Source organism: Novosphingobium sp. (assembly GCF_040079535.1).
Classification (GTDB): domain Bacteria; phylum Pseudomonadota; class Alphaproteobacteria; order Sphingomonadales; family Sphingomonadaceae; genus Novosphingobium.
On sequence record NZ_JBEBKB010000067.1, the window covers coordinates 1 to 6,485 of the forward strand.

Genomic DNA, 6,485 nt, shown 5'->3' on the forward strand with positions numbered 1-6,485 from the left:
GCGCGACCTCGGCCCGGCGGTATCCTGACTGTGGCTGATTGGCACGATGAAGCCGCGGCTGACCAGCCCGACGGTTGGCTTGAACCCGACAATTCCGTTGATGCTGGCCGGGCAGGTGATTGAACCATCGGTTTCGGTGCCCACCGCGCCCCAGGCCATCCCCGCCGCCACCGCCGCGCCGTTGCCGCTGCTGGATCCGCAAGGGCTGCGATCGGTGGCATGGGGATTGCGGGTTTGCCCGCCCACGCCCGACCACCCTGATGAGCTGGCAGGAGAGCGGATGTTGGCCCATTCGCTCAAGTTGGTTTTGCCCAGGATCACCCCGCCATCGGCGCGGATCCGGGCGACCAGCGGCGCATCGCGCCCGGTCTGGTTGCCGGCAAGGGAAAGACTGCCGGCGGTGGTCGGAAAATCGCGGGTTTCGATGTTGTCCTTGATCAGCACCGTCTTGCCCCTCAACCGCCCGGTCTGGGCCAACAATCCGGCTTCGTAGGCGGCGTTCGGGTTATAGGCGATCACCGCGTTCAGCTGCGGCCCCAGGGGATCATCGTCCAGCGTCTGGATCGCCTTGACCTGCGCCGCCGCTGCGCCGCGCACCGCGGCCACTTCGCCATCAAGCCTGGCCTTGGCCTCAGCGGCGGCCTGCTCGGCCTTGGTCGGCTTGCGGGTCTTGGCTTCGGCGCTTTGGGAAAAGGCCAGGGCGATCAACAGGAACGGCAACAGGCGGCGCATCGATCAGCTCTCCTATAACGATTGCCGCCATGCTGAAGCGAAGCGGGCCCAGATGCAAGCCGGCACCTTGATGGGCCAGCAACCACTGTGATCCGGGTCACAGCAGGCGCGCTGCTTCGGTGGCACAAGTTGCGTTCCATCCAATGCAACAAAGGAAAATTGCCATGACCAAACCAAATCTGCATTCCGCAATCACCGCCACGCTGCTTGCCGCCGCCCCGCTGGCCTTGTTGCTGGCGCCTGCGACGGCGGCTTACGCCTATGGCGATGGCGCTGGAACAGACGCCACCAATTGCCTGGATCTGGTTGACAACGGCCTTCATAATGGTTGCGGCTTCGCTGTCGAAGCGGCCTGGTGCGTCGAGAATGTCGATTGCCGCGGTGGCAGGTACACGAACATCTGGACGATCGGTTCGGGCGTGAGATACCCGGTCCAGGGTGCTAGTACCGGAAACCATGTCAGGTGGGCAGCCTGCAAAGGCCGCAACACGCTTGATGATGTTGGCAATGGCTCCAATCCCTATCGCCACCAGTGCAATTCGTCTGGCTGATCGAAAGGGCCCGCCAGGCTGGAATGGGCCAAAGCGTTTGCGCTTCGGTTTCTTACCGGCCTGGCCGTTGGCCATCGGCCTCTATCCAATCAGGAACCAGCCGATCGCGCCGCCAAGGGCCAGCGTTTGCAGCACCGCAATGCCGAACAGTTCATTGTTGAACGACTGCTTGCGGGTCTTGTGCTGAAACAGCGCACGCCCGGCATAGGCCCCCATGGTTCCGCCGAGCAGCGCCAACCCCAGCAAGGTCGATTCCCTGATCCGCCACTATCTGCGCTCGGCCCGGGCTTTGTCGATTCCAAACATGGAAAAAGTGATGAAGTTCACCCCGATCAGGCCGGTTGCGATAGTGGCAGGATTGAGGGGTAGGGGCATGGGTTGGTGTAGATCCGATTTGGATCGGTGCGCGAACAAAAAAGCTGCCTCGCAGGCGCGTCTGGTGAGCCTGGCGGGCTAGAGCCCGGCGGTAATGAAAACCCGGTAATCGGCTCCGGCAAATCGGTGCGCGCGCGCTGCCTGGTAAGCGTCAGACTGATACCAGGCCTTGGCTTCTTCCATGGTCGGAAATTCCACAATCACGCAGCCCTGCGCGTCTGGACCTTCCAGCGTCTCGATCCCGCCGTAATAGGCCAGCGGCTTGGCGTTGTGCCCGCCCAGTGAAGGCCCGGCTGCCGCGCTATAGGTTGCCATGGCCGCGCCATCGTGTTCGCGTTCCTTGATGAAGACGATGTAGGCGGACATGGCTTTGTTCCTTGAAAATCAGGTGTATCATTGGATTGCGGCGGGGCAAGCACGCCCGGAAAAGGCCGAGAGATGGAATGTTTACCGGGGTATTATCGTGATCCCGTTACGCCCTACTCCGCCGCGTTCACCCCGCCAGCAAACATATCCGGCTCGCTCCCCGCATCCACCCCGGCGTCGTTCGCGCCTTCGACATCGCCTTTGGCCTTGCGGCGCGAATCGAAGCTCGACCAGACGTCGTTCCAGTTGCCGCGGGTGGCGGCCTTTGAATATTCGGTGGCGCGGGTTTCGAAGAAGTTGGCGTGTTCTACACCGTTGAGCAGCGGGGCAAGCCAGGGCAGAGGGTGATCCTCGATCATGTAGATCGCGGGCAGGCCCAGCTGGCTTAGGCGCCAATCAGCGATGTAGCGGATGTAGCGCTTGATTTCCTTGGGGCTCATGCCGGGCACCGGGCCCAGTTCAAACGCCAGATCGATGAAATTGTCTTCCAGCCGCACGGTCTTCTGGCAGCAATCGATGATGTCTTCCTTGACCGATTTGGTCAGGCATTGCCGCTCTGCACAAAATGTGTGGAACAGGCGGATGATGCCTTCGCAGTGCAGGCTCTCATCGCGAACCGACCAGCTGACGATCTGCCCCATGCCCTTCATCTTGTTGAAACGCGGGAAATTCATCAGCATGGCAAAGCTGGCGAACAGCTGCATCCCTTCGGTGAAGCCGCCGAACATGGCCAGGGTGCGGGCGATATCTTCATCGGAATCGACCCCGAAAGTGTGCATGTAGCTGCACTTTTCAGCCATTTCGGTATATTCAAGGAAGGCGCTGTATTCGCTTTCGGGCATGCCGATGGTGTCAAGCAAGTGGCTGTAGGCCGCGATGTGGACGGTTTCCATGTTGCTGAATGCGGCCAGCATCATCTTTACTTCGGTCGGCTTGAACACCCGGCCGTACTGCTCATGATAGCAGTTTTGCACCTCGATATCGGCCTGGGTGAAAAATCGGAAAATCTGCGTCAGCAGGTTCTTCTCATGCTCTGAAAGCTTCTGCGCCCAGTCGCGGCAATCCTCGCCCAGCGGCACTTCCTCTGGCATCCAGTGGACCTGCTGCTGGCGCTTCCAGAATTCATAAGCCCACGGATATTCGAACGGCTTGTAGCTTTTGCGGGCTTCGAGAAGGGACATTACAAACGACTCCGGGAAACGGTCAGCGGATAAGCATAGCATCACGCCCCGCCCGGCCGAAGCCGGGCGTGGTTGTGAAACGGTGGATAGGGTGGGGGTAAGCGGCTAGTTCCAGAACCAGCCGGGCTTGACGTTTCTGGCGGCGCGATTTCGCCACATCTGCAGATACATCCACAGCCCCGAAAAACTGAAGAACAGCAGCGCGATTCCGCTGAGGACCGAGATCACCACACCGGCTGGGCCAAATTCCTCGCCCGAATGCAGATGGTGCAGAAAGCCGACATTCCAGCTGCCTGGATTTTGCGGCGGTTTGGGCCGGCACGCCATGGTTTCGGGGCAGACGAAGCCCGGCGGAACCGCCGCTGCGGCGCGCGCTTTGGCCGCAGCCTCGCTCGCCTCGGTCTCGAACCCGCCATTGTTGACCAGCGCGCCGATCTGGCTGAGCACGCCGGTTGCGGCAATAAACAGCATGAACGCTCCGAAAAAAACGCTGATCCAGCGGTGCCACTTGCGCATGAGACTTCGATTCCTTGATATTGCGAACTATTTGCAGCAAGCAGGTTCCGGCGATGGCTGCAAGCGGCTGTTCGTATCCAATTGTATCGGGTTTGTGGGCTATCAAAGTGGGCATCATCGATCGAGACGCTTCGCTTCGGTAACCGGCAGCCCAGCTTCGGTCGGAACGTAGATCAAGCTGGCCTTGGTTTCTTCCAGCGACTGGATCTGCAGATAGCGCAGATAGCCTTCGGGCCCGCCCAGCGAATCCTGGAGGATCTTGTTGGCCCTTGCGGCACCTGAGGCGCGGATCACTTCGGCTTCGGCCAGGCTGATCGCGCTTTCCTTTTTGGCACGGGCCTCAAGGATCGCGACCTGGCGCGAGCTTTGCGCTTCGGCCAGCCGCGCTTCACCCGCCAGACGCTGCTGATAGACGCGGTACTGCGGCCAGCTAAGCAGCAGCGCAAGCAGCAAAACTGCGCCGATTCCAAGCCCGACCAGGCTGCATCCGGTTTTCTGATCCATCGCGCGGTATCCCTTCAGCCGATCGAGCAGCCTGTGCCGCCAGATTACTGGCAGCTCAGGCATTCATCATAATCGGTGGTCGGCAGCTCATAGATTGCCGGTTCTGCGGTGTTGTCGGCCTCTACCCCGCCGGCAAAGCCAGCACGCTGGACCGATTTGGAGCGCAGGTAATAGAGGCTCTTGATGCCCTTTTCCCAGGCCTGGAAGTGCAGCATGGCCAGATCCCACTTATCGACATCGGCCGGGATATAGAGGTTGAGCGACTGCGCCTGATCGATAAACGGGGTGCGATCGGCCGCGAATTCCAGCAGCCAGCGCTGGTCAATCTCAAAGCTGGTCTTGTAAACCGCCTTCTCCTCAGGGCTGAGGAAATCGAGATGCTGGACCGAACCGCCGTGTTCAAGGATCGAATTCCACACCGCGGTGGAATCCTTGCTCTTCGATTGAAGCAACGCCTCAAGATAGGGGTTCTTGACCACAAAGCTGCCCGAAAGCGTCTTGTGGGTATAGATGTTGGCCGGGATCGGTTCGATACAGGCCGAAGTGCCGCCGCAGATGATGCTGATCGACGCGGTGGGCGCGATCGCCATCTTGCAGCTGAAGCGCTGCATCACGCCCATATCGGCGGCATCAGGGCAGGCCCCGCGTTCCTGTGCCAGCAGCAGCGAAGCCTCATCTGCCTTGGCCGCGATCCGCTTGAACATCACCAGGTTGAGCGCCTTGGCCATTGCGCTTTCAAAGCCGATGCCCTTCTTCTGGAGGTACGAATGGAATCCCATCACCCCCATGCCAACAGAGCGTTCACGCATCGCCGAATATTTGGCCCGTGCCATCTCGCCCGGTGCACGGTCGATATAATCCTGCAGGACATTGTCGAGGAACCGCAGCACGTCTTCGACAAAGCGGTCCTCAGCCTTCCATTCTTCCCAGGTTTCCAGATTGAGGCTGGAGAGGCAGCAAACCGCAGTGCGATCGTTGCCAAGATGATCCTTGCCGGTCGGCAGGGTAATCTCGCTGCACAGGTTTGAGGTTGAAACCTTCAGCCCCAGATCGCGGTGATGCTTGGGCATCATCCGGTTCACCGTATCGGCAAAGACGATATAGGGCTCACCCGTGGCGAGCCGGGTTTCGACCAGCTTCTGGAACAAGGAGCGGGCATCGACCGTGGCGCGAACCGAACCGTCCTTGGGCGAACGCAGCGCAAATTCAGCGCCTTCACGCACGGCTTCCATGAAATCGTCGGTCAGCAGCACGCCATGATGCAGGTTTAGCGCCTTGCGGTTGAAATCGCCCGATGGCTTGCGGATTTCGAGGAATTCCTCGATCTCCGGGTGGCTCACGTCGAGATAGCACGCGGCCGAACCGCGCCGCAGCGATCCCTGCGAAATCGCCAGGGTCAGGCTGTCCATCACGCGAACGAACGGAATGATCCCGCTGGTCTTGCCGTTAAGCCCAACCGGCTCACCGATCCCGCGAACATTGCCCCAATAGGTCCCGATCCCGCCGCCGCGGCTGGCCAGCCAGACGTTTTCGTTCCAGGTGCCAACAATCCCTTCAAGGCTATCGCTGACTGAATTGAGATAGCAGCTGATTGGCAGACCGCGGTTGGTGCCGCCGTTTGACAGCACCGGAGTTGCCGGCATGAACCACAGGCGGCTGATGTAATCGTAAAGCCGCTGGGCGTGATCCTCATCATCGGCATAGGCGGCGGCAACCCGCGCAAACAAATCCTGATAGCGTTCACCAGGCAACAGATAGCGATCGTCGAGCGTATCCTTGCCAAAATCGGTCAAAAGCGCATCGCGGGCGTGATCGACCTCAATCGCAAAACGGCGCTCGTGGATCGCCTTGGAATCATCTTCCAAGGGCGCGGCTGCGGCAGCCATGGCGCCAGCCAGTGCACCTTGAATCGCTTCGGCACCAATCTGTGCAACCAGCGCATCGCTGCCCAGATCGCTCTTCTCGCTCATCGCCACGGCCGGCATCGCCTCCTTCTTGGGGGTGGTCCCGGCTTTCGGTTGGGCCTTGGCCTCACCCGATGCCAGCGCGGCTTCTACTTCAGCCATTGCCGGCTCGTCTCCGTTCCTGAATTCCACCCTATGCCCCGTCTTTCCGTATCATCGTTGCTGCGGCATCAAACCGGCAGCGCCAAACCCATTGCAAACCGAATCAGCGGGCAAGCGCCCAGCCTATCAGAGATGGAGAACAAAACGAGAAATAATTGTCCCCGTTTTGTCTCCAGCCTTGCCCCCAACCGGCC

At 60.2% G+C, this 6,485-nt stretch carries 8 protein-coding genes; 1 reads left to right on the plus strand and 7 read right to left on the minus strand.

Translation table 11 applies throughout. From position 1 onward, the window contains the following. Nucleotides 1-732: amidase family protein (locus ABL914_RS13455; RefSeq protein WP_391563700.1), on the minus strand; the 732-nt coding region annotated here is incomplete at its 3' end. 164 nt (nucleotides 733-896) lie between these two features. Between ABL914_RS13455 and ABL914_RS13460 the strand changes: the two genes are divergently transcribed. Next, nucleotides 897-1,283, plus strand: coding sequence for a hypothetical protein (locus tag ABL914_RS13460; RefSeq protein WP_391563701.1), 387 nt, complete (start codon nucleotides 897-899; stop codon nucleotides 1,281-1,283). 81 nt (nucleotides 1,284-1,364) lie between these two features. Here the strand turns inward: ABL914_RS13460 and ABL914_RS13465 are convergent, their stop codons facing one another. The 6 genes from ABL914_RS13465 to ABL914_RS13490 all read right to left on the minus strand — a co-directional run bounded on the left by ABL914_RS13465 (nucleotide 1,365) and on the right by ABL914_RS13490 (nucleotide 6,210). Beyond that, nucleotides 1,365-1,544 carry a DUF1294 domain-containing protein gene (locus tag ABL914_RS13465; RefSeq protein WP_391563705.1) on the minus strand — a complete coding sequence of 60 codons (180 nt, stop codon included), beginning with the start codon at nucleotides 1,542-1,544 and terminating at the stop codon, nucleotides 1,365-1,367. Nucleotides 1,545-1,736: 192 nt separating this feature from the next. Beyond that, nucleotides 1,737-2,024, minus strand: a complete 288-nt coding sequence (locus ABL914_RS13470) for a DUF1330 domain-containing protein (protein ID WP_391563702.1) — start codon at nucleotides 2,022-2,024, stop codon at nucleotides 1,737-1,739. A 113-nt stretch (nucleotides 2,025-2,137) separates the two neighbouring features. After that, nucleotides 2,138-3,205, minus strand: a complete 1,068-nt coding sequence (locus tag ABL914_RS13475; RefSeq protein WP_391563703.1) for a ribonucleotide-diphosphate reductase subunit beta — start codon at nucleotides 3,203-3,205, stop codon at nucleotides 2,138-2,140. A gap of 105 nt (nucleotides 3,206-3,310) precedes the next feature. Then, nucleotides 3,311-3,742, minus strand: coding sequence for a PepSY domain-containing protein (locus tag ABL914_RS13480; protein ID WP_391563706.1), 432 nt, complete (start codon nucleotides 3,740-3,742; stop codon nucleotides 3,311-3,313). 93 nt (nucleotides 3,743-3,835) lie between these two features. Then, nucleotides 3,836-4,288 (minus strand): membrane protease subunit, encoded by a 453-nt coding sequence (locus ABL914_RS13485; protein ID WP_391563704.1) that lies wholly within the window; start codon nucleotides 4,286-4,288, stop codon nucleotides 3,836-3,838. Continuing rightward, nucleotides 4,270-6,210, minus strand: a complete 1,941-nt coding sequence (locus ABL914_RS13490; protein WP_391563707.1) for a ribonucleoside-diphosphate reductase subunit alpha — start codon at nucleotides 6,208-6,210, stop codon at nucleotides 4,270-4,272. The genes ABL914_RS13485 and ABL914_RS13490 overlap by 19 nt, the downstream gene beginning before the upstream one ends. Nucleotides 6,211-6,485: the final 275 nt, after the last annotated feature.

Coding starts and splice junctions, on each gene's coding strand:
- ABL914_RS13475 (WP_391563703.1), bottom strand. CDS start 3,205: ATGTCCCTTCTCGAAGCCCGCAAAAGCTACAAGCCGTTCGAATATCCG.
- ABL914_RS13490 (WP_391563707.1), bottom strand. CDS start 6,210: ATGCCGGCCGTGGCGATGAGCGAGAAGAGCGATCTGGGCAGCGATGCG.
- ABL914_RS13460 (WP_391563701.1), top strand. CDS start 897: ATGACCAAACCAAATCTGCATTCCGCAATCACCGCCACGCTGCTTGCC.
- ABL914_RS13485 (WP_391563704.1), bottom strand. CDS start 4,288: ATGCCTGAGCTGCCAGTAATCTGGCGGCACAGGCTGCTCGATCGGCTG.
- ABL914_RS13470 (WP_391563702.1), bottom strand. CDS start 2,024: ATGTCCGCCTACATCGTCTTCATCAAGGAACGCGAACACGATGGCGCG.